Source organism: Tranquillimonas alkanivorans (assembly GCF_900115595.1).
GTDB classification, from domain to species: domain Bacteria; phylum Pseudomonadota; class Alphaproteobacteria; order Rhodobacterales; family Rhodobacteraceae; genus Tranquillimonas; species Tranquillimonas alkanivorans.
Map to the genome: position 1 here is coordinate 1 of NZ_FOXA01000085.1, position 1389 is coordinate 1389.

Sequence of the window (1389 nt, forward strand, 5' to 3'; positions counted from 1 at the left end):
CCTCTGTGGTTGCCGTCCGTTTTGCAAGAAGTTTCTGACCCCTTTGGCGAGTGATCGAGCGCGGTCCTCTGTCAGGCCTTTCTGTGCGGCATGTCCTGAAGCCGCTGGCCGATATGGTGATCTGCGGACAAGGCTCCAATCCCGATTGCGAGCTTGGCAGCTCTGGCGCTTACGCTGGTTTCCCTCGTCCCGATCTGACCGATCGTTCTGCCCATTTGGGTCGTCGCCTTCCTACACCCCTCGCTCCGATATCAACCGATCGCTTCGCGTTTGGTCACGCCGCGCTTGCCGACACCGGATCCCTGAAGTCCTCGCCTTTCGTCATCATTGCCCAAAGCTGCCGCGCCATCCGATTGGCCAAAGCGATCGCCACCAGCATCTTCGGCTTGCGTGCCAGCATCCGGGCCAGCCAACTGCCTTCGCGCACTGACTTGCGACCGCGGAACGTTAGCCTTGCCATCGCGCCGATGATCAGCAATTTTCGTATGTCGGCCTGGCCCGCCTTGGAGACCCGACCGAGACGTTCCCTGCCGCCCGAGGAATGCTGCCGCGGAACGAGACCCAGCCAGGCAGCGAAATCGCGGCCGCGCCGGAAGCCTCCCATGTTCGGCGCAAAAGCTTCGACGGCAAGTGCGGTCATCGGGCCGACGCCGGGCATCGTCTGGAGGCGGCGCGCGGTGTCCGTGGTCTCTGCGAGCTTCCTGGCGGTCTTCGTGCGCGCCTCGATGCGGGTGGTCTTCTCGAAGATCTGAAGCAGCAGATCCTTGCATTCGTCGCGGACGAGTTCCGGCAAGGACGTGGCGGAGTCCCCGACTATGGCCTCGATGGCCTTGAGATGGCGGATGCCCTGAGGGACGGTGTGCCCGAACTCGTAGAGCAGCCCGCGGAGGGCGTTAACGAGTTCCGTGCGCTGATGGACGAGACGTTCGCGGGCGCGGAACAGCGCGGCGCGAGCCTGCTGCTCCTCGGATTTCGGCGGGACAAAGCGCATCTCGGGGCGCTGCGCCGCAATCACGATCGCTTCCGCGTCGGTCGCGTCGTTCTTCTGGCGCTTCACAAAGGGCCGGACGTATTGCGGCGCGATCAGCCTCACCTCATGGCCGAGCTTTGTCAGTTCCCGGGCCCAATGCGAGGCGCTGGCGCAAGCCTCCATCACCACCACGGAAGGAAGCTGGTCCGCCATGAACTTCGGAAATTGCGCCCGCGTCAGCTTCTTGCGGTATTTCAGATGGCCGGTCATCGAGGCCGCGTGTAGCTGGAACACGTTCTTTGCAAGGTCCACGCCTATCATCGTATCATTCATTTGCCGTCCTCTCCGTTTCGTATCTTCAGCAACACGACCTTGGCACATCGCGATGCCGCCTGGGGAGGACGGCAACCACCCCATCC

Annotated in this window: 1 protein-coding gene; it reads right to left on the reverse strand. The window is 63.0% G+C overall.

The annotated features are described in order from the left end of the window. Positions 1–274 precede the first annotated feature (274 nt). Positions 275–1303, reverse strand: coding sequence for an IS110 family RNA-guided transposase (locus tag BM162_RS22265; RefSeq protein ID WP_093426044.1), 1029 nt, complete (start codon positions 1301–1303; stop codon positions 275–277). Positions 1304–1389: the final 86 nt, after the last annotated feature.